33 protein-coding genes are annotated in these 24,987 nt (G+C 52.5%); 32 read left to right on the plus strand and 1 reads right to left on the minus strand.

Annotated features, from left to right (window positions below):
* Position 1 precedes the first annotated feature (1 nt).
* The 26 genes from rplB to JQR90_RS02215 all read left to right on the plus strand — a co-directional run bounded on the left by rplB (position 2) and on the right by JQR90_RS02215 (position 14,328).
* Positions 2-823 (plus strand): 50S ribosomal protein L2, encoded by an 822-nt coding sequence (gene rplB, locus JQR90_RS02090; RefSeq protein WP_010796753.1) that lies wholly within the window; start codon positions 2-4, stop codon positions 821-823.
* 18 nt (positions 824-841) lie between these two features.
* On the plus strand, positions 842-1,117 hold the full coding sequence (gene rpsS / locus JQR90_RS02095; protein WP_010796754.1) for a 30S ribosomal protein S19: 276 nt from the start codon (positions 842-844) through the stop codon (positions 1,115-1,117).
* 13 nt (positions 1,118-1,130) lie between these two features.
* Positions 1,131-1,463 (plus strand): 50S ribosomal protein L22, encoded by a 333-nt coding sequence (gene rplV / locus JQR90_RS02100; protein WP_003103908.1) that lies wholly within the window; start codon positions 1,131-1,133, stop codon positions 1,461-1,463.
* Between the two features lie 13 nt (positions 1,464-1,476).
* Positions 1,477-2,163 (plus strand): 30S ribosomal protein S3, encoded by a 687-nt coding sequence (gene rpsC / locus JQR90_RS02105; protein WP_010796755.1) that lies wholly within the window; start codon positions 1,477-1,479, stop codon positions 2,161-2,163.
* Positions 2,164-2,175: 12 nt separating this feature from the next.
* Positions 2,176-2,589, plus strand: coding sequence for a 50S ribosomal protein L16 (gene rplP, locus JQR90_RS02110; RefSeq protein WP_010796756.1), 414 nt, complete (start codon positions 2,176-2,178; stop codon positions 2,587-2,589).
* Positions 2,589-2,780: a 50S ribosomal protein L29 gene (rpmC, locus tag JQR90_RS02115; RefSeq protein ID WP_010796757.1), complete on the plus strand. Its 192-nt coding sequence runs from the start codon at positions 2,589-2,591 to the stop codon at positions 2,778-2,780. Before rplP ends, rpmC begins: the two co-directional genes overlap by 1 nt.
* A gap of 2 nt (positions 2,781-2,782) precedes the next feature.
* Positions 2,783-3,049, plus strand: coding sequence for a 30S ribosomal protein S17 (gene rpsQ, locus JQR90_RS02120; protein WP_010796758.1), 267 nt, complete (start codon positions 2,783-2,785; stop codon positions 3,047-3,049).
* A 12-nt stretch (positions 3,050-3,061) separates the two neighbouring features.
* Positions 3,062-3,430 carry a 50S ribosomal protein L14 gene (gene rplN, locus JQR90_RS02125; RefSeq protein ID WP_007161241.1) on the plus strand — a complete coding sequence of 123 codons (369 nt, stop codon included), beginning with the start codon at positions 3,062-3,064 and terminating at the stop codon, positions 3,428-3,430.
* 12 nt (positions 3,431-3,442) lie between these two features.
* Positions 3,443-3,757, plus strand: coding sequence for a 50S ribosomal protein L24 (rplX, locus tag JQR90_RS02130; protein ID WP_010796759.1), 315 nt, complete (start codon positions 3,443-3,445; stop codon positions 3,755-3,757).
* Between the two features lie 19 nt (positions 3,758-3,776).
* Positions 3,777-4,316, plus strand: coding sequence for a 50S ribosomal protein L5 (gene rplE / locus JQR90_RS02135; RefSeq protein WP_010796760.1), 540 nt, complete (start codon positions 3,777-3,779; stop codon positions 4,314-4,316).
* A gap of 12 nt (positions 4,317-4,328) precedes the next feature.
* Positions 4,329-4,634, plus strand: a complete 306-nt coding sequence (rpsN, locus tag JQR90_RS02140) for a 30S ribosomal protein S14 (protein ID WP_010796761.1) — start codon at positions 4,329-4,331, stop codon at positions 4,632-4,634.
* Positions 4,635-4,795: 161 nt separating this feature from the next.
* On the plus strand, positions 4,796-5,188 hold the full coding sequence (gene rpsH, locus JQR90_RS02145) for a 30S ribosomal protein S8 (protein WP_010796762.1): 393 nt from the start codon (positions 4,796-4,798) through the stop codon (positions 5,186-5,188).
* 11 nt (positions 5,189-5,199) lie between these two features.
* Positions 5,200-5,733, plus strand: coding sequence for a 50S ribosomal protein L6 (rplF, locus tag JQR90_RS02150; protein WP_010796763.1), 534 nt, complete (start codon positions 5,200-5,202; stop codon positions 5,731-5,733).
* A gap of 10 nt (positions 5,734-5,743) precedes the next feature.
* Complete coding sequence (gene rplR / locus JQR90_RS02155) at positions 5,744-6,094, plus strand: 50S ribosomal protein L18 (RefSeq protein ID WP_010796764.1); 351 nt, start codon at positions 5,744-5,746, stop codon at positions 6,092-6,094.
* 3 nt (positions 6,095-6,097) lie between these two features.
* Positions 6,098-6,598 (plus strand): 30S ribosomal protein S5, encoded by a 501-nt coding sequence (gene rpsE, locus JQR90_RS02160; protein ID WP_010796765.1) that lies wholly within the window; start codon positions 6,098-6,100, stop codon positions 6,596-6,598.
* Between the two features lie 2 nt (positions 6,599-6,600).
* On the plus strand, positions 6,601-6,783 hold the full coding sequence (gene rpmD, locus JQR90_RS02165; RefSeq protein ID WP_010796766.1) for a 50S ribosomal protein L30: 183 nt from the start codon (positions 6,601-6,603) through the stop codon (positions 6,781-6,783).
* Between the two features lie 3 nt (positions 6,784-6,786).
* The gene (gene rplO, locus JQR90_RS02170) at positions 6,787-7,221 is read left to right on the plus strand and encodes a 50S ribosomal protein L15 (protein WP_010796767.1); all 435 of its coding nucleotides are present in this window, start codon (positions 6,787-6,789) and stop codon (positions 7,219-7,221) included.
* Entirely contained in the window at positions 7,222-8,550 is a 1,329-nt protein-coding gene (gene secY / locus JQR90_RS02175; RefSeq protein WP_010796768.1) for a preprotein translocase subunit SecY, read from the plus strand. It begins immediately after the preceding gene.
* A 29-nt stretch (positions 8,551-8,579) separates the two neighbouring features.
* On the plus strand, positions 8,580-8,696 hold the full coding sequence (gene rpmJ, locus JQR90_RS02180; RefSeq protein ID WP_003281814.1) for a 50S ribosomal protein L36: 117 nt from the start codon (positions 8,580-8,582) through the stop codon (positions 8,694-8,696).
* Positions 8,697-8,828: 132 nt separating this feature from the next.
* Entirely contained in the window at positions 8,829-9,185 is a 357-nt protein-coding gene (gene rpsM, locus JQR90_RS02185) for a 30S ribosomal protein S13 (protein ID WP_010796769.1), read from the plus strand.
* Between the two features lie 30 nt (positions 9,186-9,215).
* Entirely contained in the window at positions 9,216-9,605 is a 390-nt protein-coding gene (gene rpsK, locus JQR90_RS02190) for a 30S ribosomal protein S11 (RefSeq protein ID WP_003093689.1), read from the plus strand.
* Between the two features lie 16 nt (positions 9,606-9,621).
* Entirely contained in the window at positions 9,622-10,242 is a 621-nt protein-coding gene (gene rpsD / locus JQR90_RS02195; RefSeq protein WP_010796770.1) for a 30S ribosomal protein S4, read from the plus strand.
* A gap of 22 nt (positions 10,243-10,264) precedes the next feature.
* Positions 10,265-11,266: a DNA-directed RNA polymerase subunit alpha gene (locus tag JQR90_RS02200; RefSeq protein ID WP_010796771.1), complete on the plus strand. Its 1,002-nt coding sequence runs from the start codon at positions 10,265-10,267 to the stop codon at positions 11,264-11,266.
* 43 nt (positions 11,267-11,309) lie between these two features.
* Positions 11,310-11,702, plus strand: a complete 393-nt coding sequence (rplQ, locus tag JQR90_RS02205; RefSeq protein WP_010796772.1) for a 50S ribosomal protein L17 — start codon at positions 11,310-11,312, stop codon at positions 11,700-11,702.
* A gap of 167 nt (positions 11,703-11,869) precedes the next feature.
* Positions 11,870-13,327, plus strand: a complete 1,458-nt coding sequence (locus tag JQR90_RS02210) for a catalase (RefSeq protein WP_010796773.1) — start codon at positions 11,870-11,872, stop codon at positions 13,325-13,327.
* A gap of 128 nt (positions 13,328-13,455) precedes the next feature.
* Entirely contained in the window at positions 13,456-14,328 is an 873-nt protein-coding gene (locus JQR90_RS02215; protein WP_010796774.1) for an MBL fold metallo-hydrolase, read from the plus strand.
* A 16-nt stretch (positions 14,329-14,344) separates the two neighbouring features.
* On the opposite strand, the gene uvrA is transcribed toward JQR90_RS02215, so the two are convergent.
* Entirely contained in the window at positions 14,345-17,179 is a 2,835-nt protein-coding gene (gene uvrA, locus JQR90_RS02220) for an excinuclease ABC subunit UvrA (RefSeq protein WP_019366100.1), read from the minus strand.
* A gap of 299 nt (positions 17,180-17,478) precedes the next feature.
* On the opposite strand from uvrA, the gene JQR90_RS02225 reads away from it, so the two are divergent.
* From JQR90_RS02225 to JQR90_RS02250, 6 genes are all read left to right on the plus strand, one after another.
* Positions 17,479-18,867, plus strand: coding sequence for an MFS transporter (locus JQR90_RS02225; RefSeq protein ID WP_434140354.1), 1,389 nt, complete (start codon positions 17,479-17,481; stop codon positions 18,865-18,867).
* 25 nt (positions 18,868-18,892) lie between these two features.
* Positions 18,893-19,405 carry a single-stranded DNA-binding protein gene (ssb, locus tag JQR90_RS02230; RefSeq protein WP_010796777.1) on the plus strand — a complete coding sequence of 171 codons (513 nt, stop codon included), beginning with the start codon at positions 18,893-18,895 and terminating at the stop codon, positions 19,403-19,405.
* Positions 19,406-19,546: 141 nt separating this feature from the next.
* Positions 19,547-20,770 carry a tyrosine-type recombinase/integrase gene (locus JQR90_RS02235; RefSeq protein WP_010796778.1) on the plus strand — a complete coding sequence of 408 codons (1,224 nt, stop codon included), beginning with the start codon at positions 19,547-19,549 and terminating at the stop codon, positions 20,768-20,770.
* Positions 20,767-22,296 carry a site-specific integrase gene (locus tag JQR90_RS02240; protein WP_434140355.1) on the plus strand — a complete coding sequence of 510 codons (1,530 nt, stop codon included), beginning with the start codon at positions 20,767-20,769 and terminating at the stop codon, positions 22,294-22,296. The genes JQR90_RS02235 and JQR90_RS02240 overlap by 4 nt, the downstream gene beginning before the upstream one ends.
* 120 nt (positions 22,297-22,416) lie before the next feature.
* The gene (locus JQR90_RS02245; RefSeq protein ID WP_230382318.1) at positions 22,417-24,306 is read left to right on the plus strand and encodes an integrase; all 1,890 of its coding nucleotides are present in this window, start codon (positions 22,417-22,419) and stop codon (positions 24,304-24,306) included.
* A gap of 3 nt (positions 24,307-24,309) precedes the next feature.
* The gene (locus JQR90_RS02250; protein WP_010796782.1) at positions 24,310-24,720 is read left to right on the plus strand and encodes a hypothetical protein; all 411 of its coding nucleotides are present in this window, start codon (positions 24,310-24,312) and stop codon (positions 24,718-24,720) included.
* Positions 24,721-24,987 lie beyond the last annotated feature (267 nt).

Genomic DNA, 24,987 nt, shown 5'->3' on the forward strand with positions numbered 1-24,987 from the left:
CATGGCAATCGTAAAATGCAAGCCGACCTCCGCTGGCCGCCGTTTCGTGGTCAAGGTTGTCAATGCTGATCTGCACAAGGGCGCCCCGTATGCTCCTCTTCTGGAGAAGCAGGGTAAGTCCGGTGGCCGTAATAACAACGGTCGTATCACCACTCGTCACAAGGGTGGTGGTCATAAGCAGCACTATCGTCTAGTTGATTTCCGTCGCGATAAGGATGGTATCCCGGCTGTTGTTGAGCGCGTTGAGTACGATCCAAACCGTACTGCTCACATCGCGCTGCTGAAGTACGCTGATGGCGAACGTCGTTACATCATCGCTCCGAAAGGTGTGACAGCAGGTGATCAGCTGATCTCTGGTGCTGGTGCTCCAATCAAAGCAGGTAATAGCTTGCCTCTGCGCAATATCCCGGTAGGTAGTACTGTTCACGGTATTGAGCTCAAGCCAGGCAAAGGCGCACAGATCGCCCGCTCAGCTGGTGCTTCCGCCCAGCTAGTTGCCCGTGAAGGCGCTTATGTAACGCTGCGTCTACGCTCCGGCGAGATGCGCAAGGTTCTAAGTGAATGTCGCGCAACGTTGGGTGAAGTATCCAATACCGAGCACAGCCTGCGTTCCCTGGGTAAAGCAGGTGCTAAGCGCTGGCGTGGTATTCGTCCAACCGTCCGCGGTGTGGCGATGAACCCTGTTGATCACCCGCATGGTGGTGGTGAGGGTCGTACCTCCGGTGGCCGTCATCCGGTGTCTCCATGGGGCTTCCCGACCAAGGGCGCGAAGACCCGTGCGAACAAGCGCACTGACAAGATGATCGTCCGTCGCCGCAAGTAACGAATTGAGGATACGACTGTGCCACGTTCTCTTAAGAAAGGTCCTTTTATCGATCTTCACCTACTGAAGAAGATCGAAGTTGCGGTAGAGAAGAACGATCGTAAGCCAATTAAGACTTGGTCGCGTCGTTCGATGATTCTTCCGCAGATGGTCGGCCTGACCATCGCTGTACACAACGGCCGCCAGCATGTCCCGGTGCTAGTCAACGAAGACATGGTTGGTCATAAACTCGGCGAGTTCGCTGCTACCCGCACTTATCGCGGTCATGCGGCTGACAAGAAAGCCAAGCGTTAAGGGGTAAGGAAAGATGGAAGTAGCCGCTAAGCTGTCGGGCGCTCGAATCTCCGCCCAGAAAGCCCGCTTGGTCGCCGACCAGATTCGCGGGAAGAAGGTGGGCGAGGCGCTCAACCTCCTGGCTTTCAGCAGTAAGAAAGCTGCCGAGATCATGAAAAAAGTGTTGGAGTCGGCTGTTGCCAATGCCGAGCACAACGAAGGCGCAGACGTGGATGACCTAAAAGTCTCCACGGTTTTCGTCAACGAAGGGCGTTCGCTGAAGCGCATCATGCCGCGCGCCAAAGGTCGTGCTGATCGCATCGTGAAGCGGTCTTGCCATATCACGGTCAAGGTTGCGGACAAGTAACGGAGTCGATCAGATGGGTCAGAAAGTACATCCCAATGGCATTCGCCTGGGCATCGTCAAGGAGCATACTTCCGTTTGGTATGCAGATAAGCGCACTTATGCTGATTATCTGCTCTCCGACCTGAAGGTTCGTGAGTACCTCCAAGACAAACTAAAAAGCGCGTCCGTAAGCCGTATCGATATTCATCGTCCGGCGCAAACTGCACGCATTACCATCCACACTGCTCGTCCCGGTATCGTTATCGGCAAGAAAGGTGAGGATGTAGAAAAGCTGCGTCAGGACCTGACCAAGCAAATGGGTGTGCCTGTGCACATCAACATCGAAGAGATCCGTAAGCCGGAACTCGACGGTGCGCTGGTTGCGCAAAGCGTGGCTCAGCAGCTCGAGCGTCGCGTTATGTTCCGTCGTGCGATGAAGCGCGCGGTGCAGAGTGCGATGCGTCTAGGTGCCAAAGGCATCAAGATTCAGGTGAGTGGTCGTCTTGGCGGGGCAGAAATTGCTCGTACCGAGTGGTATCGCGAAGGTCGTGTGCCGCTGCACACACTGCGTGCCGATATTGACTACGCAACTGCGGAAGCGCACACCACTTATGGTGTGATCGGTGTGAAGGTTTGGATCTTCAAGGGCGAGGTCATTGGTGGCCGCCAGGAAGAGCTTAAGCCTGTAGCTCCTGCTCCGCGTAAAAAAGCTGCTAAGTAAGGAGTACGCATCATGCTGCAACCTAAGCGTACAAAATTCCGCAAGCAGATGACTGGTCACAACCGTGGCTTGGCTCATCGCGGTAGTAAAGTAAGCTTTGGCGAATATGCGCTGAAAGCTGTTGGCCGTGGCCGTCTTACTGCTCGCCAGATCGAAGCAGCTCGTCGTGCCTTGACTCGTCACGTTAAGCGTGGCGGTAAAATCTGGATCCGTGTGTTCCCGGACAAGCCTGTTACCAAGAAGCCCCTTGAAGTGCGTATGGGTAAAGGTAAGGGTAGTGTTGAGTACTGGGTAGCCCAGATCCAGCCGGGCAAGGTCCTCTACGAGATCGAGGGTGTTTCTGAGGTTCTGGCTCGTGAAGCTTTTGCGCTCGCGGCTGCCAAGCTTCCCGTTGAAACCTCCTTTGTTAAGCGGACGGTGATGTAATGAAAGCGCAAGAATTACGTGAGAAATCCGTCGAGGAGCTGAACGAGCAGCTCCTCAGCCTGCTGCGTGACCAGTTTAATCTGCGTATGCAGAAGGCAACTGGCCAATTGGGGCAGTCTCACATGCTCTCGCAAGTGAAGCGCGACATTGCTCGTGTCAAGACTGTGCTGAACCAGCAAGCAGGTAAGTGATCATGGCTGAAGCTGAAAAGACCGTCCGTACACTGACCGGCCGAGTGGTCAGTGATAAAATGGACAAAACCATCACTGTATTGATCGAGCGTCGCGTTAAGCACCCGATCTACGGTAAATACGTCAAGCGTTCCACTAAGCTGCACGCCCACGACGAAAACAATCAGTGCCGCGCTGGTGACCTGGTCACCATTCGTGAAACCCGCCCTCTGGCAAAGACCAAGGCGTGGACGCTGGTTGATGTCGTTGAGCGCGCCGTACAAGTGTAAGGGTGAAGAGCCATGATTCAGACTCAATCCATGCTCGATGTGGCCGATAACAGCGGCGCTCGTCGTGTTATGTGCATCAAGGTGCTGGGTGGTTCGCATCGCCGCTACGCAGGTATTGGCGACATCATCAAGGTCACCGTAAAAGAAGCCATTCCTCGTGGAAAGGTGAAGAAGGGCCAGGTGATGACGGCTGTTGTGGTACGTACTAAGCACGGTGTGCGCCGTACTGACGGCTCCATCATCCGCTTCGACGGTAACGCGGCTGTTCTGTTGAACAACAAGCAGGAGCCTATCGGTACCCGTATCTTTGGGCCGGTGACGCGTGAACTTCGCTCTGAGAAGTTCATGAAGATCGTCTCCCTTGCCCCCGAAGTGCTGTAAGGAGTAGCCGTCATGCAAAAGATTCGTCGTGACGATGAAGTAATCGTCATCGCAGGCAAGGACAAGGGCAAGCGCGGTAAGGTGCTCAAGGTTCTGGCTGATGACCGTTTGGTTGTTGGTGGTGTTAACCTTGTCAAGCGTCACACCAAGCCTAACCCCATGCTGGGCGCGCAAGGTGGCATTGTTGAGAAGGAAGCTCCTCTGCATGTCTCCAACGTTGCTATCTTCAACCCTGAAACTAACAAGGCTGACCGCGTAGGTTTCAAGGTAGAGGACGGTAAAAAAATTCGTATCTTTAAGTCGAACCAGAAAGCGGTTCAGGCTTAAGGTTGCTAGGTAGATCACCATGGCACGATTGAAAGAAGTTTATCGGAAGGACATCGCGCCCAAGCTGAAAGAACAGCTTCAGCTGGCTAACGTGATGGAAGTTCCGCGTATCACTAAAATCACTCTGAATATGGGTGTTGGTGAGGCGGTAGGCGATAAGAAGATTATCGACAATGCGCTGGCTGACCTTGAGAAAATTGCTGGTCAGAAGCCGGTTGTAACTTATGCGCGTAAGTCGATCGCTGGTTTTAAGATCCGTGATGGTTGGCCGATTGGCGTCAAGGTAACTCTGCGTAGCGATCGCATGTACGAGTTCCTGGATCGTCTGCTGGCTATCTCTTTGCCGCGCGTTCGTGACTTCCGTGGTCTGAATGCCAAGTCCTTTGATGGTCGCGGTAACTACAGCATGGGTGTTAAAGAGCAAATCATCTTCCCGGAAATCGATTACGATAAAATCGATGCGCTCCGCGGTATGGATATTACTCTGACTACAACTGCTCGTACGGATGAGGAAGGTCGTGCACTGCTTCGTGCATTTAACTTCCCGTTCCGTAACTGATAGGAGCTACGTATGGCTAAGCAAAGCATGAAGAACCGTGAGCTGAAGCGTCAGCAAACGGTTGCTAAGTTTGCAGCTAAGCGCGCTGAGTTAAAGGCAGCTATTGCCAATCCCAACACTTCTCCGGAAGATCGTTGGGCTGCACAGGTTGCACTTCAAAAGCAGCCTCGCGACGCTAGCGCCAGTCGTCTGCGTAATCGCTGCCGTTTGACTGGTCGTCCGCACGGTGTATACCGTAAGTTCGGTCTGTCGCGTATTATGTTGCGCGAAGCTGCAATGCGTGGTGATGTTCCTGGTCTGGTTAAAGCCAGCTGGTAATTTCATAGCAATTTGCAGTAAGTATGCGAATCAAGCCCCTTTTGGGGCTTGATTCGTTTTTGTATGCCTACTAGAATATCCGGCTCGCCCGAGTCGGCATGTTTTCGGCTGGGCAGTTTCAGAGCTATAGGCTCATTTATGCATTTAGGAGCTACAAGCCCATGAGTATGCAGGACCCGTTAGCAGATATGCTAACTCGTATCCGTAATGCCCAGATGGCTGAAAAGTCCGTCGTAAGCATGCCTTCCTCCAAGCTGAAGGTGGCGGTAGCTAAAGTCCTTAAGGACGAAGGTTACATCGCGGGTTTTCAGGTCAGCACGGAAGTTAAGCCGCTGCTGTCCATCGAGCTGAAGTACTTCGAAGGTAAGCCTGTAATCGAAGAGCTTAAGCGTTCTAGCCGTCCTGGCCTTCGCCAGTACAAATCTGTTGACCAGTTGCCGAAAGTGCGCGGCGGTTTGGGTGTATCGATCGTGTCCACCAACAAGGGTGTGATGACTGATCGTGCAGCCCGTGCTGCTGGTGTTGGCGGCGAAGTGCTCTGCACTGTTTTCTAAGGGGAAGAAGCATGTCTCGCGTTGCTAAAAACCCCGTTAAGCTTCCTGCCGGTGTTGAAATTAACCTGGCTGGTCAACAGCTTTCTATTAAGGGTTCCAAAGGCTCTCTTGAGCTTAAGGTTCATCCTTCTGTTGAAGTCTCTCAAGAGTCCGGTGAGCTTCGTTTCGCCGCTCGTAATGGTGATCAGCAGACTCGTGCCATGGCTGGTACTACCCGTGCGCTGGTCAACAATATGGTCATTGGCGTGAGCCAAGGCTTTGAGCGCAAGCTTCAGCTGGTTGGTGTTGGTTATAAAGCTCAGGCCAAGGGCCAGGTTCTTTCGCTTTCCCTGGGTTTCTCTCATCCGGTCGACTATGAATTGCCGCAAGGCATTACTGCTGAGACCCCGAGCCAGACTGATATCCTGATTAAGGGTATTGATAAGCAGCTCGTTGGACAGGTGGCAGCAGAGATTCGTGATTTCCGTCCGCCAGAGCCCTATAAGGGCAAAGGTGTACGTTATTCCGATGAAGTCGTTCGCCGTAAAGAAGCCAAGAAAAAGTAGGGCATAGCAAATGAGCGTAAAGAAAGAAACTCGACTGCGTCGCGCTCGCAAGGCACGCCTGAGAATGCGCGAGCTGGAAACTGTACGCCTGTGCGTCTACCGTTCCTCTCAGCACATCTATGCCCAGGTCATCGCGGCCGACGGCAGCAAGGTTCTGGCCAGTGCGTCTACGCTGGACAAAGACCTGCGCGAAGGCGCAACCAGCAACATCGAAGCGGCGCAAAAGGTCGGCAAGCTGGTAGCAGAGCGTGCCAAAGCGGCTGGCGTTACTCAAGTAGCGTTTGATCGTTCTGGCTTCAAGTATCATGGTCGCGTTAAGGCGCTGGCCGATGCCGCTCGTGAAGGCGGGCTGGAGTTCTAAGTCATGGCAAACAACGATCAAAAGCGCGACGAAGGTTACATCGAGAAGCTCGTTCAAGTTAACCGTGTTGCTAAAACCGTTAAAGGTGGCCGTATCTTCGCTTTCACTGCACTAACCGTGGTGGGTGATGGTAAGGGTCGTGTTGGTTTTGGCCGTGGTAAGGCGCGCGAAGTTCCTGCAGCTATTCAAAAGGCTATGGAAGCTGCGCGCCGTAACATGATTCAGGTTGATCTGAACGGCAACACACTTCAATACCCAGTGAAGTCTGCTCATGGCGCATCCAAAGTTTTCATGCAGCCTGCTTCTGAAGGTACGGGTATCATTGCCGGCGGTGCCATGCGTGCCGTTCTAGAGGTGGCTGGCGTTCAGAACGTTCTGGCTAAGTGCTATGGCTCCACTAATCCAGTAAACGTTGTCTATGCAACGTTTGAGGGTTTGAAGCACATGCAGTCGCCTGAGTCGGTCGCGGCCAAGCGTGGCAAGAGCGTCGAGGAGATTCTCTGATCATGGCTACTTCAACTGTTAAAGTTACGCTGATCAAAAGCGTGAATGGCCGTTTGGCTAATCACAAAGCCTGCGTCAAGGGTCTCGGCCTGCGTCGCATCGGTCATACCGTTGAAGTTCTGGATACTCCAGAAAACCGCGGCATGATTAATAAGGCTTACTATTTACTGCGTGTGGAGGGTTAAGTTATGAAACTTAACGATCTACGTTCCGCTCCTGGTGCACGTCGTGAAAAGCTGCGTCCAGGTCGTGGTATCGGTAGCGGTCTTGGTAAGACTGGCGGCCGTGGCCACAAGGGTGCTACTTCCCGTTCCGGCGGTAAGGTTGCTCCTGGTTTCGAGGGTGGTCAACAGCCCCTTCACCGTCGTCTGCCGAAGTTTGGTTTCGTATCGCTGAAAGCCCTTGATCGCGCTGAGGTTCGTACTTCAGAGCTGGCAAAGGTAGAAGGCGGCGTGATCACTTTGCAAGCGCTGAAAGATGCCAATGTTATCAATCGTAGCGTTGTGCGCGTTAAGGTCGTTCTCTCTGGCGAAATCGGTCACGCTATTACCTTGAAGGGCATTCCTGCCACTAAGGGCGCTCGCGCGGCTATCGAAGCAGCTGGCGGTAAGATCGAGGAATAAATGGCTAAGCAAGGTTCTCTCTCTGCGCTCAACAATGGCGGTTTGTCGGAACTGTGGGCGCGCTTGCGCTTCCTGTTTCTGGCAATCATCGTTTATCGAATTGGTGCGCATATTCCAGTTCCAGGTATAAATCCTGATCAATTGGCTGCACTGTTTCGGCAGAACGAGGGGACCATTCTTAGCCTGTTCAACATGTTCTCTGGCGGTGCGCTGGAGCGGATGAGTATATTTGCACTTGGGATCATGCCGTATATCTCGGCGTCGATCATCATGCAGCTTCTCACTGCTATCAGCCCACAGCTAGAGCAGTTGAAAAAAGAAGGCGAGTCTGGTCGCCGCAAGATCAGTCAGTACACTCGTTACGGTACGCTCGTGCTTGCGCTGGTTCAGGCTACGGGTATGTCTGTAGGACTGGCGAGTCAAGGTGTAGCCTTTTCAGCAGGGTTCAGCTTCTATTTTGTTGCTGTAACCACGTTTGTTGCAGGCGCACTTTTTATGATGTGGCTGGGTGAGCAGATAACCGAGCGAGGTGTTGGTAATGGAATTTCCATGCTGATCTTCTCGGGTATCGTTGCTGGCTTACCGCGAGCGATTGGTCAATCCTTCGAGTCTGCTCGTCAAGGCGATATTAATATCTTCGCTCTGATAGCGGTGGGCCTTGTTGCTGTTGCTATCATTGCGTTCGTGGTCTTCATCGAGCGCGGCCAGCGTCGTATCGCTGTTCATTATGCTAAGCGCCAGCAAGGCCGCAAGGTGTTTGCAGCGCAAAATAGTCATTTGCCACTGAAAGTAAATATGGCGGGTGTCATACCTGCTATCTTTGCAAGTAGCATTTTGCTATTCCCGGCCTCGCTAGGCTCGTGGTTCGGTCAGTCTCAAGGGCTCGGTTGGCTTCAGGATGTGGCTCAGGCCATTGCTCCAGGACAGCCGCTTAATATCTTGCTGTTTAGTGCAGGGATCATATTCTTCTGCTTCTTCTATACAGCCTTGATGTTTAACCCCAAAGACGTTGCCGAGAACCTAAAGAAGTCTGGTGCGTTTATTCCAGGAATCCGTCCTGGTGAGCAGTCTGCACGCTATATAGATGGTGTGTTGACGCGTTTGACCATGTTCGGCGCCCTGTATATGACGGCGGTCTGCTTGTTGCCCCAGTTTCTGGTGGTTGCAGCCAACGTGCCGTTTTACCTCGGCGGGACTTCGCTGCTGATCGTAGTTGTGGTGGTCATGGACTTTATGTCCCAGGTCCAATCGCATCTTGTATCCCACCAGTATGAGTCTCTGATGAAGAAAGCCAACCTGAAGGGCTACGGCGGCGGAATGCTCCGCTGATCAGTACCCGTAAGGTTAAGGAGTTGGTGATGAAAGTTCGTGCATCGGTCAAGAAGCTGTGCCGTAACTGCAAAATCATCCGTCGCGACGGCGTCGTTCGGGTGATCTGCAGCGCGGAGCCGCGTCACAAGCAGCGCCAAGGCTGAGTGTGAATACACGCGTATAACCCGACAGCTAGTGTGCTGTCGGGTTGATCATTTTTTATTACAGCGTTAATATCTCGCGCCCTTTTCTTGGCTTCCAGGGCGTGGGTTGCTGTCACATGGAGTTTTTCTAGAATGGCCCGTATTGCAGGCGTTAACATTCCGGATAACAAGCATACTGTTATCTCGCTGACCTATATCTATGGTATTGGTCGCACTACTGCTCAGAATATCTGTGCGGCCACAGGCATCAGCCCGTCCGCCAAAATCAAGGATCTGAGCGACGAGCAGATCGATCAGCTGCGTAATGAAGTCGCTAAGCTCGTCACTGAAGGTGACCTGCGTCGCGAACTCAACATGAACATCAAGCGCTTGATGGACCTGGGTTGCTACCGTGGCCTTCGCCATCGTCGCGGTCTGCCGGTTCGTGGTCAGCGTACCAAGACCAACGCGCGTACCCGTAAGGGCCCGCGTAAGCCGATCCGCAAGTAATCGCATCCGCGAATCGACAGGAATTTAGTCATGGCAAAACCTGCTGCTCGTCCTCGTAAGAAAGTCAAAAAGACAGTGGTTGATGGCATCGCCCACATCCATGCGTCTTTCAATAACACCATCGTAACCATTACTGATCGTCAAGGTAATGCGTTGTCCTGGGCTACTTCTGGTGGTTCCGGTTTCCGTGGCTCCCGTAAGAGCACTCCGTTCGCTGCCCAGGTTGCAGCTGAGCGTGCCGGACAGGCAGCTCTTGAGTACGGTCTCAAGAACCTTGACGTAAACGTCAAAGGCCCAGGCCCGGGCCGTGAATCTGCAGTGCGTGCATTGAACGCCTGTGGTTACAAGATCGCCAGCATTACCGACGTGACGCCCATCCCGCATAATGGATGCCGTCCGCCGAAGAAGCGTCGCGTGTAATAGGAGACAGTAAGAAATGGCTCGTTACATTGGTCCCAAGTGCAAACTGTCCCGCCGTGAAGGCACCGATCTCTTCCTGAAGAGCGGTGTGCGCGCGATTGAATCCAAGTGCAATATTGAAACTGCTCCTGGAGCTCACGGTCAGCGTCGTGGTCGTCTATCCGACTATGGTCTGCAGTTACGTGAGAAGCAAAAAGTTCGTCGTATCTACGGCGTCCTGGAGCGTCAGTTTGCTGGTTATTACAAAGAAGCTGCTCGTCGCAAAGGTGCAACAGGCGAAAACCTGCTGCAGCTGCTAGAAACTCGTTTGGATAACGTTGTTTACCGTATGGGTTTCGGTGCTACTCGTGCAGAGTCTCGCCAGCTGGTTTCTCACAAGTCCATTACTGTTAATGGCCAGACTGTAAACATCCCGTCCTACCAAGTTAAGCCTGGTGATGTGGTAGCAGTACGCGAGAAGGCAAAGAATCAACTGCGTATCGCCCAAGCTCTCGAGCTTTGCGCCCAGCGCGGTCGTGTTGAGTGGGTAGAAGTCGACTCCGAGAAGAAGTCTGGTACGTTCAAGAGCGTTCCGGCTCGTGGCGACCTTTCCGCCGACATCAACGAAAACCTGATTGTCGAGCTCTACTCCAAGTAAGGGCTAGAAAATAGGTGCATCCATGCAGAGTTCGGTAAATGAGTTCCTGACCCCCCGGCACATTGATGTGCAGGCGGTCAGTCCAACCCGCGCCAAAATCACGCTCGAGCCTCTCGAGCGCGGTTTTGGTCATACCTTGGGCAACGCGCTTCGTCGCATCTTGTTGTCCTCCATGCCTGGCTGCGCGGTGGTCGAAGCCGAAATTGATGGCGTACTACACGAGTACAGCGCAATCGAAGGCGTGCAGGAAGACGTTATTGAAATCCTGCTTAACCTTAAAGGTCTGGCTATCAAGCTTCATGGTCGTGACGAGGTGACTCTGACCCTTTCCAAGAAAGGCCAAGGTCCCGTTCTGGCTTCCGATATTCAGCTTGAGCATGACGTTGAAATCGTCAACGGCGATCATGTCATTGCTCATCTGGCTGATAACGGTTCGCTGAACATGCGGCTTAAGATTGCTCGTGGCCGTGGCTATGAGCCGGCTGATGCTCGCCAGAGTGAAGAAGACGAGACGCGTGCCATTGGTCGCCTGCAGCTCGATTCCTCTTTTAGCCCGGTTCGCCGTGTGGCCTATGTGGTCGAAAACGCTCGTGTTGAGCAGCGTACTAACCTGGATAAGCTGGTTCTTGATCTTGAGACCAATGGTACTCTAGATCCTGAGGAAGCTATCCGTCGTGCTGCAACCATCTTGCAACAGCAATTGGCTGCTTTCGTTGATCTCAAAGGTGACAGTGAGCCTGTTGTCGTTGAGCAGGAAGACGAAATTGATCCGATTCTGCTGCGTCCGGTTGATGACCTTGAACTGACCGTCCGTTCGGCTAACTGCTTGAAAGCTGAGAATATCTACTATATCGGTGATCTGATTCAGCGTACCGAAGTAGAGCTGCTCAAGACGCCTAACCTAGGTAAGAAGTCGCTTACCGAGATTAAGGATGTCCTAGCTTCACGTGGTTTGTCGCTTGGCATGCGCCTGGACAACTGGCCCCCGGCAAGTCTTAAGAAGGACGATAAGGCTACAGCCTGATCGTTATTAGTCACCGAACGTTAGTTTGGTAAGGAATTTAACCATGCGTCATCGTAAAAGTGGTCGTCACCTGAACCGCACGAGCGCACACCGCAAGGCTATGTTCCAGAACATGGCTGTGTCGCTGTTCGAGCATGAACTGATCAAAACTACTCTTCCGAAAGCCAAGGAACTGCGTCGCGTTGCCGAGCCGCTGATTACTCTGGCCAAAGAAGATAGCGTTGCCAACCGTCGTCTGGCTTTCGACCGTACTCGTTCGAAAGCTGCTGTCGGCAAGCTGTTTAACGATCTGGGCAAGCGTTATGCAAATCGTCCAGGTGGTTACCTGCGTATTCTCAAGTGCGGCTTCCGTGCTGGTGATAACGCTCCTATGGCCTATGTTGAGCTGGTTGACCGTCCTATTGGCGGCACAGTTGAGGCTGAATCTGCTGAATAAGCAGTGAGTGTTATCAAAAGCCGGGCCTAGTGTCCGGCTTTTTTATGCTTAAAGTAGTTGGGTTTTCTATCACAAGGCTAGATCTAATAAATTAGATCTACCGTCCCGCTTTTAACATACTTCTCTGCAAGACGCGCTGAAGCGCAATTCCAAGGGAGAAGTTTTTCATGAGCCAGAACAATACGCTCACTACTGCTAGCGGCATTCCAGTTGCCGACAATCAAAACTCTCGCTCTGCCGGTGAACGTGGCCCGTTGCTGTTAGATGATTTTCATCTTGTTGAAAAGCTGGCTCACTTCAACCGTGAAGTGATTCCTGAGCGTCGTGTACATGCGAAAGGTTCTGGGGCTTACGGCACTTTTACCGTTACTCAAAATATTACCCATCTATCCTCTGCTCGGCTTTTTGAAAGCGTAGGTAAGCAGACGCCGGTATTCTTGCGCTTTTCTACTGTTGGCGGTGAGCGTGGCTCGGCAGATACCGAACGTGATCCTCGTGGTTTTGCCTTGAAGTTTTATACGGAAGAGGGCAACTGGGATATTGTTGGTAACAACACGCCTGTTTTCTTCCTGCGTGATCCACTGAAGTTTCCCGATTTCATACATACGCAGAAGCGCAATCCGCAGACTAACCTAAAGAGCCCGCAAATGATGTGGGACTTCTGGTCGCATTCTCCGGAGTCACTGCACCAGGTAACCATTCTATTCTCTGATCGTGGTATTCCTGACGGCTATCGCTTCATGCATGGCTTTGGGAGCCATACGTTTAGCGTTATCAATGAAGCGGGTGAGCGGCGCTTCGTGAAGTGGCATTTTAAGAGCAAGCAGGGCATCAAGAACCTATCTCCCGCGGAAGCTACGAGGTTGGCCGGTACTGATCCAGATTATGCTCAGCGTGATCTGTTCGATGCAATCGAGCGGGGTGACTTTCCGAAATGGCGCGTTTGCATTCAGGTGATGGACGAAGCTGAAGCGTTTAGCCGCACAGAGAATCCGTTCGATGTCACCAAGGTATGGTCGCAAAAAGCGTTTCCGTTGATTGAAGTGGGTGAGCTGGTGCTTAACCGTAATCCGCTCAACTATTTTGCAGAGGTTGAACAGGCAGCTTTTGCTCCTAGCAATGTAGTGCCAGGGGTTGGTCTGTCGCCTGATCGAATGTTGCAGGGGCGCGTGTTCGCTTATGCTGATGCTCAGCGTTATCGCGTCGGAACCAACTATCAGCAGCTGCCTGTAAATGTTCCGCGTTCGCCTTACCAGAACTACCAGCGTGATGGTGCCATGCGTTTTGATGGTAATGGTGGGGCAGCACCCAACTATGAGCCAAACAGCTTTAGCAATGCACCCAAGCAGGCCCCTCAGTACCGTGAGCCTGCAATGACATTGAGTGGTGCAGCGGATCGTTATGATCATCGCCTGGACGAGGATTATTATTCTCAAGCAGGAGCGTTGTTCCGCCTGATGTCCGATGCGCAAAAGGCATTGTTGATCGATAACATCACTGGTGCTATGCGTTCTGTTACGCGTGACGTTCAATGCCGCCAGATTGCTCATTTCCTTAAGGCGGATCGCGCTTATGGTGAGGGGATCGCCAGTGGTTTGGGTGTGTCCTTAAGCGAAGTGGAATAAGTATCGTCAGTTCAGAAGGCCCCTCCTACGAGGGGCTTTTTTATTGTCTGCAAATAAATGTACAGATAGAGGAAACACCTGACGCCCGCGGTGTGTCGCAATAAAAGAACCACACTGGGATTGATCTCATGCGTATACATCATCTTAACTGCGGTTGTATGTGTCCGTGGGGCGGTGCGCTTTTTGATGGATTCAGCAAAGGCCTGACAGGACATCTTGTTTGTCATTGTCTGTTGATTGAGACAGACAACGATGGCCTTGTCTTGGTTGATACAGGGTTTGGTGCCCGTGATGTTCATGCACCGCACAAGCGTCTTAGCGGATTTTTCATTGGGTTCAACAATATCCAGTTTGAGATGCGTTATACCGCTATCGAGCAAATTCGGCAGCTTGGATTCCAGGCCAGCGATGTACGCCATATTGTGCTTACCCATCTGGACTTCGACCATGCGGGTGGTCTGGAGGATTTTCCAGACGCCACGGTTCATGTGCTAGAACGTGAGATAAGTATGGCCCGTTTGCCTCATGGCTATATAGGCAAGCGACGCTACCGTTTTCATCAATGGGACCAGGTAAGGCGCTGGGAACTATATGAGTCTCAAGGCGAGGCATGGTATGGCTTTTCTGCAGTTCGGGATTTGAAAGGTCTGCCTCCAGAAATTCTCATGATTCCATTGGCAGGCCATACTTGGGGGCATGCGGGGATTGCCATTCAGACACCGACAGGTTGGTTGCTTCACGCTGGCGATGCTTACTTTTATCGTGAAGAAGTCGGGCAGCCGAAGCGTTCCTGTACGCCAGGTTTGCGTTTTTATCAAACGATGATGGAAGTTAACCGAGAGCTACGTCTGCGTAATCAGCAGCGGCTGCGTGAGCTTTCGTTGACACATAAGAGTGAGGTGGAGCTTTTTTGTAGTCATGATGCAAAGGAGCTGGAGCGCTGCCAGCAAAGTAGACCGACAGAGCTCCAAGTTGTAGATGCAACGCCTACTAACCTATAAAGGTTAGTAGGGGGCATCACGCCCGGTCACGCTCCAGCAATGGTTGCAGAAACCGTCCGGTATGCGAGGCTGGATTCTCGGCTACGTCTTCTGGTGTACCTGTTGCGATGATCTGACCGCCCTTCGAGCCGCCTTCAGGTCCTAGGTCCACCAGCCAGTCTGCCGTCTTGATAACATCCAGGTTATGCTCGATCACTACGACGGTATTGCCGTGGTCACGTAGGCGGTGAAGTACGTCAAGCAATTGCTGGATATCCGCAAAGTGAAGACCGGTTGTGGGCTCGTCAAGGATATAGAGTGTCTTGCCTGTATCACGCTTGGATAGCTCTCGAGCCAGTTTGACGCGCTGGGCTTCTCCACCAGAGAGCGTGGTTGCGCTTTGGCCCAGGCGGATATAGGACAGGCCGACATCCATCAGGGTTTGAAGCTTACGCGCCAGGGCAGGCACTGCATCAAAGAACTCACGCGCTTCTTCGATGGTCATGTCCAACACCTCTGTGATGGTCTTACCCTTGTATTTGACCTCAAGTGTTTCACGGTTATAGCGCTTGCCTTTACAGACATCGCATGACACATAAATGTCGGGCAAGAAGTGCATCTCTACCTTGATAACGCCGTCACCCTGACACGCCTCACAGCGGCCACCTTTCACGTTAAAGGAGAAGCGGCCCGGCCCGTATCCTCTGGAGCGCGCCTCTGGCACACCCGCGAACAGCTCACGTATGGGTGTGAAAATGCCCGTATAAGTCGCCGGGTTTGATCGAGGGGTGCGTCCAATAGGGCTTTGGTCGATATCGACAACTTTGTCGATATGCTGCAGGCCATCGAACGAATCATAGGGTGCTACTTCCAGCGTAGTGGCGCCGTTGAGTGCGGTAGCTGTAATAGGGAACAGGGTATTATTGATGAGGGTTGACTTGCCTGAGCCTGAAACACCTGTAATGCATGTGAACAAGCCTACTGGAATACGCAGCTCAACGTTCTGTAGGTTATTGCCGCGGGCACCTTTAATGACCAGTTCTTTCTTCTTGTCACGCTTGGTGCGCTCGGCAGGCACGACGATTTTCTTTCGTCCTGAAAGATACATCCCCGTTACGGACTCTGGGTGTGCCATGACTTCTGCCGGTGTACCTTGGGCAATGATCTGGCCGCCGTGTACGCCTGCCCCTGGGCCAATATCTACAACATAATCGGCAAGGCGGATTGCATCCTCATCGTGCTCTACGACGATGACAGTATTGCCCAGGTTACGCAGGTGCGTAAGTGTTCCTAACAGGCGTTCGTTGTCCCGTTGATGCAGGCCAATAGAAGGCTCATCAAGAATGTACATGACCCCGACAAGGCCTGCGCCAATCTGGCTGGCGAGGCGAATACGCTGAGCCTCGCCCCCGGAAAGTGTGTCGGCGCTGCGGTCCAGGGTGAGGTAGTCCAGTCCTACATTGACCAGGAACTGCAAGCGCTCGCGGATTTCCTTGAGAATCTTGTCTGCGATCTGGCCTTTATGTCCGGCCAGGGTCAGGTCCGCAAAGTAGCTGGTTGCATCTCCTACCGGTAAGCGCGTCACGGCAGGTAGCGTTTTGTCCCCGACCCATACGTGACGTGACTCACGGCGCAGACGTGTACCATTACACTCCGAACACGGCTGTGTGCTCAGGTATTTGGCCAGCTCGTCCCGTACGCTTTGTGATTCGGTTTCACGATAGCGTCGCTCCAGATTCGGCAGAATGCCTTCGAATGGGTGAGAGCGCTTGACAATGTCTCCGCGATCGTTGAGATAGCGAAACTCTACGCCCTCACGACCAGAGCCGTTGAGCACCGCTTTCTGATGGTTGGCGCTGAGGTTCTTAAAGGGTTCTTCAAGGCTGAAGCCGTAATGGGCTGCGAGTGAACCCAGCATTTGGAAGTAATAGACGTTGCGGCGATCCCACCCGCGTACGGCCCCTTCTGCCAGGGAAAGCTCGCTATTTACAACCCGGCGTGCATCGAAAAACTGCCTAACGCCTAGGCCGTCACAGGTAGGGCAGGCACCGGCCGGGTTGTTGAACGAGAATAGCTTGGGCTCAAGCTCGCCGATGGAAAATCCGCAAATCGGGCAGGAGAAGCGAGCTGAAAAGAGCACTTCTTCACCGTCCTCGCCCTCCAAGGGAGCGATTACGGCAATATCATCGGCCAGTTTAAGCGCTGTCTCAAACGATTCTGCCAAGCGCTGCTGGATGTCGCCGCGTACTTTAAAGCGATCGACCACGATTTCGATGGTGTGCTTTTTTTGCTTGTCTAGCTTGGGCAGGTCGTCTAATTCGTACAGGCGACCATCTACCCGAGCACGAACAAAGCCCTGCGCACGCATCTCTTCGAAGATAGCCTGATGCTCACCCTTGCGCTCACGGATGACAGGAGCCAGCAACATAAGGCGGCGACCTTCCGGCATGCTGACGACCTGATCGACCATCTGACTGACGGTCTGTGCTTCCAGAGGCACGTCGTGATCGGGACACCGTGGCGTGCCTACACGCGCGTAAAGCAGGCGCAGGTAATCGTAGATCTCGGTGATAGTCCCTACCGTTGAGCGAGGGTTGTGCGAGGTAGACTTCTGCTCAATGGAAATCGCAGGTGACAAGCCTTCTATGCTATCGACCTCAGGCTTTTCCATCATTGATAGGAATTGGCGAGCATAAGCCGATAATGATTCGACGTAGCGGCGCTGCCCTTCGGCATAAAGCGTATCGAATGCCAGAGACGATTTGCCCGAGCCGGACAAGCCTGTAATGACGATGAGCTGATCGCGGGGTAGGGTAAGGTCGAAATTTTTTAGATTGTGGGTTCGCGCCCCACGGATAAGGATCTTATCCACGTATGTTATGGCCTCGCTTGGCGGGCATCTGAGAACCCGCAATTGTACGACGTCGGCCGGGTGCGCGTCGAAACGTCGCGCCTGTGCCGGACAGGTCAAGACTGGTAAAATTGTGAGTGCTCTTCAGCAGTAATTGCCGCGTTGCCAAATTGGCAACGGTACAGCCAAGGGACAGCATGTCTGGGGTATAAGTCGGCATGCTTGGGCTTCGTCCCGCTTTCCTATATGTGGTCATTCTTTCGCTATTTTTAAAGTTATCCGGCACGATGAATTTTGAGGTGCCGACAAGAGGAGTATTCATGCACGATAAGCTCAGCGACCGCATGAGCGCTTTAGAGCGCCGCGCGGCGGTCGGACTGGCCCTTGTGTTTGCCTTTCGCATGCTTGGTATGTTCATGGTGTTACCGGTGCTAGCCACCTATGGTCAGGAGCTGGCATATGCGACGCCAGCCCTCATCGGTTTGGCAATCGGTGCTTATGGTTTGACCCAGGCTGTACTGCAAATTCCCTTCGGTACGCTTTCTGATCGTATTGGTCGGCGGCCGGTTATCATTGCAGGCCTGCTGGTGTTTGCTGCAGGTGCTGCAGTGGCTGCTAATGCGCACAGCATATGGGGTGTTATTCTGGGTCGTGTCATTCAAGGGGGCGGAGCTATTTCTGCCGCTGTGATGGCACTGCTGTCCGATCTGACTCGCGAACAGCATCGTACGAAGGCCATGGCTACCATTGGAATGAGTATTGGCGTGTCCTTTGCAGTTGCAATGGTGTCCGGTCCTCTGCTGACGCGCTCGTTTGGTTTGTCAGGTCTCTTCTGGGCGACTTCTGCGCTGGCGCTGATTGGACTCCTGTTGATTCTTTTCCTCGTGCCCAAGGGGTCGCGCGTCATGCAACATCGCGAGTCCAGTGTTGCCAAACAGGCATTGGGCAAAACGTTGCGCAACAAGGATCTTTTGCGGCTGGACCTTGGCATTGGCGTATTGCATGCCGTGCTGATGTCCAGCTTTGTAGCGCTGCCATTAGCGCTGGCTGAGCATGCCGGGTTGGCCAAGGAGCAGCACTGGTGGGTTTATCTGACTGCCTTGGTCGTAGGGTTCTTTGCCATGGTGCCCTTTATCATCTATGGCGAAAAGAAGCGGCAGATGAAGCGGGTGCTCGTGGGCGCTATTGCGGTACTGGCTTTGTGTGAGCTGTTTTTCTTTGCCTTTGATGAAAGTCTGACGGCACTGGTAATTGGCATCGTTGTGTTCTTTGCTGCCTTTAATCTGTTGGAAGCTTCACTGCCCTCGCTAGTAAGCAAGGTGGCCCCTGCTGGAGGAAAGGGGACGGCAATGGGCATCTATTCCACCAGTCAGTTTCTAGGTTCGGCGGCCGGTGGCATTCTGGGTGGCTGGCTGTTCCAGCATGGGGGGTTGAATACCGTTTTTCTAGGGTGTGCGGCGCTTTGTGTCGTTTGGCTGCTAATAGCTGTTACGATGCGCGAACCCCCTTATGTCACCAGTCTGCGCATGCCGTTGGCGCCATCCGTTGCCCAGGATGCGGCATTGACTGATAGGCTAATGGCTTTGCCCGGCGTTACTGACGCGGTAGTCGTAGCGGAAGAAGCTGCGGTCTACGTTAAAATAGATACCAAACAGGTCAATCGTGAGGCCTTGGAGCGGTTGGTAAATCCCGCGGCGGTAGCTCATTGATTGATGAAGATTTCAGGAGAAGTAAATGGCTCGTGGTGTTAATAAAGTAATCCTGGTCGGGAACGTCGGCGGCGACCCGGAAACTCGTTATATGCCCAATGGCAATGCAGTGACCAATGTCACGTTGGCAACCAGTGATAGCTGGAAAGACAAGCAGACCGGCCAGCAGCAAGAGCGTACCGAGTGGCACCGCGTGGTTTTCTTTGGCAAGTTGGCTGAAATTGCCGGGGAATACCTGCGTAAAGGCTCACAGGTCTATGTGGAAGGTAGCTTGCGCACCCGTAAGTGGCAGGGCCAGGACGGACAGGACCGCTATACCACCGAGATCGTGGTAGATATCAACGGTACCATGCAGCTCCTGGGCGGCCGTGGTGGCGCGTCTGCTAGTGGTGGCGATGAATACAATCAGACTCAACAGGCGCCTCGGGCACCTCGTCCCCAGCAAGCTGCGGCGCCTCAGCGTGAAAACCGTCCGGCACCTGCGCCACAGCAGCCGGCACCAGACTACGACAGCTTTGATGACGATATCCCGTTCTAGGGGATACCTTAGATAGGAATGTATAGTTCTGGCTCAAAGCCCTCGCATTGCGGGGGTTTTTTGTTTTTGTGTGTATAAAAAATTATTGACGTAAATATGAAGTAAAATACTGTGTAAATATGTATGTTTTTAGGGGCAGTAATGAAGCTTTCGGTTAGGCATATCCTTTTTGATGACGGTGAGCGCTACATGCTTCTCGTTGACGAAAGGGGCACGCCTCTTTACTTCCCGACTCTGTACATCACCGTGGTTGTCCGTGGTAGCAGCAGGGCGGCGAATACCGTCAGAAATGCTTTGCATGCAATTAAGGCTCTTTATGACTGGCAGGTCGACTACAAGATCAATCTTGAATCGAGCTTTGCCTGTGGCGAGCTTCTTGAGGCCTATCAAATTCACGCATTGCGCGATTTCATGCAGCGCTCAATCAGGGATGATGCGCAGCCCGAAAAAAAAGTCGCATCAATTTCGGCGCGTAGGCGTCAGCAACCGATCGTCTCGACAAAGGTGCAATATGCTCGCCTGACGGTGATTGCTGATTACCTTGGCTTTCTAGCGGTTCAGCTTCAGCATGGCTCTGAGGAAAGCAAGAAGCGTGTTCAGGCCATGGTCAACACGATCAAGGCCAACCGCCCGAGAATTTCCGACAAGTCGCAAAAAGATCGAGATGAGATGAATCTTGACGTTGAGTTGCTCCACAGGCTCGAAAATGCACTCAAACCTGGCTCTAAGAACAATCCGGTTAAAGACTATGGCGCTCAAGTTCGCAATGCGCTGATGTTCGCCATTTTGCGCGTCACAGGCATGCGGCGCGGCGAAATGTTGAGCTTGAAAGTCGAAGACATCGACTTTGCTGCCAATACGTTGTCGGTTGTGCGACGGCCAGATGCAAAAGGCGATCTGCGCTCATATCAGCCCGTTGCGAAGACGCGGGAGCGCACCATTCCCGTCGATCCTTTATTGGCTGGTCGAATTCATGACTACGTGCTCAAGTATCGGAGCAAAGTGTCTGGAGCGAAGAGGCACGGCTATCTATTTGTGACGCACAAATCCGGCCCTTCCTGCGGGCGTCCATTGTCGATTGCCGGATTTGCCAAGTTCATGCGTGAAATCAAAAGCATAGGACCAGAGTTTAGCGGCGTGCATGCTCATGCTTTGCGCCATGCTTGGAATTATGTGTTCTCGAAGCAGTTGGATGACAACGGAGTGACTCCTGAACGCGAGCAGCAAGTGCGCTCCTATCTGATGGGGTGGAGCCCAACATCTGGCACTGCGGGGACATACAACAAGCGGCACATAAAAGAAGAAGCGGCTAAGGCGGTGCTTGGATTGCAAGAGCGCTATTTGAACAACAAGGACAAGACATGAACCGGTGGGCTGAGCAGGCGGAGGCAGATGAAGAGCTTATTTCCCGAGACGGCTACAAGTTCAGGTTTGGCGATGATCGTTGGAGACTTAGCAAGGACGAGGCGGTTCCGGTTTATGCGGTCAAAGAACTGCTGAGTCCGGACCTGTATCTGGCATTTCGACTAGTGCTTGCGTTCTATGCCACTACAACCTCAGCTGGGTTTGTTAGAAGTTGTTTTTACCATTGTAAAATCTATTTAAAGGCCACCAATGGGCAACAGCCATTTAGCGTCGAGTCGCTGATATCGTACAGATCCATGCTCGACAAAAAGACCGAGTGGTATCTAGGTAATCTGCGTATTGTCATCAAGCAGTGGCATGCAATGGGGTACCCAGGCATTGCCGAAGAGGTTATTCAGGTGCTGTCCAAGTGGCGCCTCAAAGCCGGTGAAAAAGGCTACGCAGTCCAGTCAATGTGCCCTGAGAGCGGACCTTTGACGGATACAGAAATGCAAGGTGTGATCCAAGCCATAACCACTGCCTTTAGCGAAGGGCGCTTGGCGCTTGTGGACACCGCTCTGACGCTCACTTTTGCGCTGACAGGTCGGCGTCCAGTACAGGTTACTGCACTGAAGATCAAAGATCTCATCAAGCAGACCGGCAAAGACGGAATCGACAGGTTTGTTATCAGCTTTCCGCGTGCTAAGCAGTTTTATCAGGGCTGGCGTAGGTCATTCAGTAAGTTCCCAATCAGCGAAGACCTCTGGCTTGTTTTGCAGCAGCAAGCAACGGCTGTTCAGCAAGAATTCACGAACATGATCGGCGGTAAAGTGCCCGCCAAGTTGATTCCCGAGTTGCCGCTGTTCCCCAATCTGAGTGTGCTCAATCCCAATATCAGTTTAGAAGAACAGTTGAGGATGGATTACTTGCACATGCGAACCAGCAAAACGGGCAACTTGATGTGTAAGGTCTCAAAGGCAATTAATGTAACCAGCGAGCGCACCGGCCAGCCGATCAAGCTCTTTCCCTATCGCTTCCGGTATACGCTGGGTACGAACCTAGCGCGTGAAGGCAAGCGTGAATACTTGATTGCTGAAGCACTGGATCACACTGATACACAGCATGTTGGTGTTTATGTCAAAAACATTCCCGATATCGTCAAGCATATCAACAAGGCTGTAGCCCTGCGGCTTGCGCCGCTAGCTCAGGCATTTCAGGGAGTTATTGTTGTATCTGAGAAAGATGCGGTGCGCGGCAATGACCAAGCTAGTCGCATCACTAATGGGTCGAAAGGCCTCGGCACGTGCGGGAGCTATGGCTTTTGTGGAGCGATTGCCCCCATTGCCTGTTACACCTGCAACAGATTCCAACCGTGGCTCGACGGCCCTCACGAAACAGTCCTTGAGAGGCTAATCAATGAAAGAGACCTCGTTCTTAAACAGACCAACGACTTAGAAATTGCGTCAGTCAATGACCGCTTGATACTTGCGGTTAGCGATGTTGTGAGTCGTTGCAAGGCTCTGAAGGAGGAGGCCGAGTATGTCTGATATTCTGCTTTTTAAGCCTAAAGCAGAGCTTGATGCTCGGACTAACTTGGAAGCGTTCATTGCCATGTGCCGTGACAAGCTGACAGTGTTCGGGGTTAATTGGGACTGGGAAAGCCATGCTTGGCCAAAAGTATGCAATTTTACTGTCATGGGAGCGCCCTCGCGTGGGTACTCACAAGAACAGTTGCTGAGCGCAGAGATTATCCCGTTCGCCAAGGCTTATATACGTTACCAGCAGGGCCACAATCCAACAAAGCTCAAAATGAAATCAAGGCCATTCGCTGCATTGAAAAAGCCTTGTTGCAAGTCAAAGGCAAAGCCGATATCACCTTGGCAGATGCAAATGTCATGGATATTGCTGTGGATGTTGCGCGTGCATCCCCTGCGACTGCTTATCAATCTGGAATTGCCCTTCGCAAGCTCGTTGAGTTCCTCAATGACAGTGGAATAGTCTCGTGCCAAATTATCTGGAAAAATCCGATCTCAAAGCCTGCAGAGCTCATACGAACAGACTCAGATAGTAAGGCTAAGCGCAATGCGAAGATCCCAGCTGAGCAATGGTTAGACTGGATGGCCGAGATGTTCGCAAATGACCTTCAGGCGCCGCGAGACCGATTCACCACGTCTATCTTCGCTCTGTTGATGTGCGCGCCTTCGCGCATTACTGAGATTCAGGATTTACCTGTTAACTGCTTGCACTACGAAGATGATGACCAGCACACCAAATGCATTGGTCTTCGGTTTTATGGCGGAAAGGGGTTTGGCTCTGACATCAAATGGTCTTCTGAAGTCTTTAACGAGACGGCCATCGAGGCTGTTCGGCGGCTCACCGAGTTGTCCAAAAAAGGGCGCGATTTAGCCAAATGGTACGAACAGAACCCTGATAAGTTCTTTCGCCATGAGAGCTGCCCCAATGTGGGGGAGACGCAGTCGTTGACTGATGAACAGGCATGCATGGCGCTGGGCTTGACTAATGAAAATTCACGCACCGCCATAAGGCAATATTTTAAGGCATATGAGCCTTATCAGATGCTTAAGGCTAAAGGCGAGCCGTTGACTCTCGCGTTTCTTAATGCCTATTGCCGAAGTCAGTTGCCCAAAGGCTGGCCTTGGAAAAACAAGGAGCGGCATATCAAGTACTCCGATGCGCTCTGCTGCTTTCGCTGGAACGAACTGCGTGGAGATATGAGCCCAAGCCCAGTGCTGTTGTGGGTGCCTTCCAAGAGTACCTTCACAACCGACTTGAATTATATCAATGGCCAAGAAAGAAGCATCTGGAAGCGTAATGGCTATAAGAATTTAGATGGGTCCGACATATCGATGACCTCTCATCAAGTTAGGCACTATTTGAATACCATTGGTCAGCAGAACGCCCTTGGTGAGCTTTACATTGCTCGCTGGTCTGGGCGGGCAAATATTCACCAAAATGCCACTTACAACCACATGACCACCGATGAGTACGTGACTCTAGCTAAAGGGGTTGGTGTCGGCTCGGCGCTAGCAAAGATCAAGGCCAACATGCCGGTGAGCTTTGCCGATCTTGAAGCTGCCGGCGAGGGTATTGCTCATGTGACTGAGTACGGTTTCTGTGTTCATGATTTTTCAATGTTGCCCTGTCAAAAGTATAGGGACTGTCTTAATTGCACGGAGCAGGTATGCGTGAAAGGCGATGACAGCAAATTGCAGCGTTTGAAGCAGCAGCGCGAGGGTATTCGATTGCAACTCAAGAAAGCGCAGGACGCCAGCAGTTCTGGTGAATTCGATATAGGCAGTGTTGACCGTTGGACAGCGCACCAGATCAAGACGCTTGAGCGAGTTGAACAACTCATTCAAATTCTTGAGTCGCCTGACACTACAGATGGTGCAGTCATTCGTATGCGACATGATCAGGAATTCAGTCCGCTAAAGCGGGCACTCACCGCTAAGTCCGCAACACCTAAGCTTTCAGCTCCAGCTAAAGATATTGAGGAGCCGAAAATCGATGAACTGCGCGCGCTGCTGGGGGTTTAGGTCATGGCCAAACATCTAGCGGGAAAAGATATCGATATCATTATCAACCAGATCGACAGTACGCGGGACAAGCTGACCTGGGATGGCTTATGTGACGCCGTTGCTCCATTGATCGGTACGCGGCCTACTAGACAGACATTGAATGCCCAGGAGCGCGTCAAGACGGCATTCGCTCTCAAAAAACAGCAGATTAAGTCCGGATTCCAAAGCTCAAAGAGACCTGCAAGCTTAGCTATTGCGGAGCAGCGTATCAGTCGTCTGGAAAGCGAAAATGATCGGCTCAGGCGTGAAAATCAGCTTCTGCTGCAACGGTTCGCTACTTGGCAGTACAACGCCTACAAGCACGGAATGACACCCGCAAAGCTCAATGCGCCACTCCCTACCATTGATCGCGATTCATCAAAAAGGAACTGACCAAGGCACGCTAACAGCCGGCTGCGGTGTTTCAGGATAAGAAAACTAAATGAGCCATATCCTTTCGCTAGGTATGCAGGGGGGCTACCTTGCTGAATCCCGGGCCTAGTACGATTGCTATTCGTGGCTTTTGCTTGGTTTTTAAGGGTAATGCTCGGGCCTAAAACTGACGCAATACGTGCAAGAAGGCGGCGATGTATCATGGTAGGGCTGATTACACCCTGTCACGCAATAGACCGAGTCTGGCTCCGAATGCCGCCCTCTCTT

It is taken from the genome of Pseudomonas sp. JZ114, assembly GCF_051027705.1.
GTDB classification, from domain to species: Bacteria; Pseudomonadota; Gammaproteobacteria; order Pseudomonadales; family Pseudomonadaceae; genus Chryseomonas; species Chryseomonas luteola.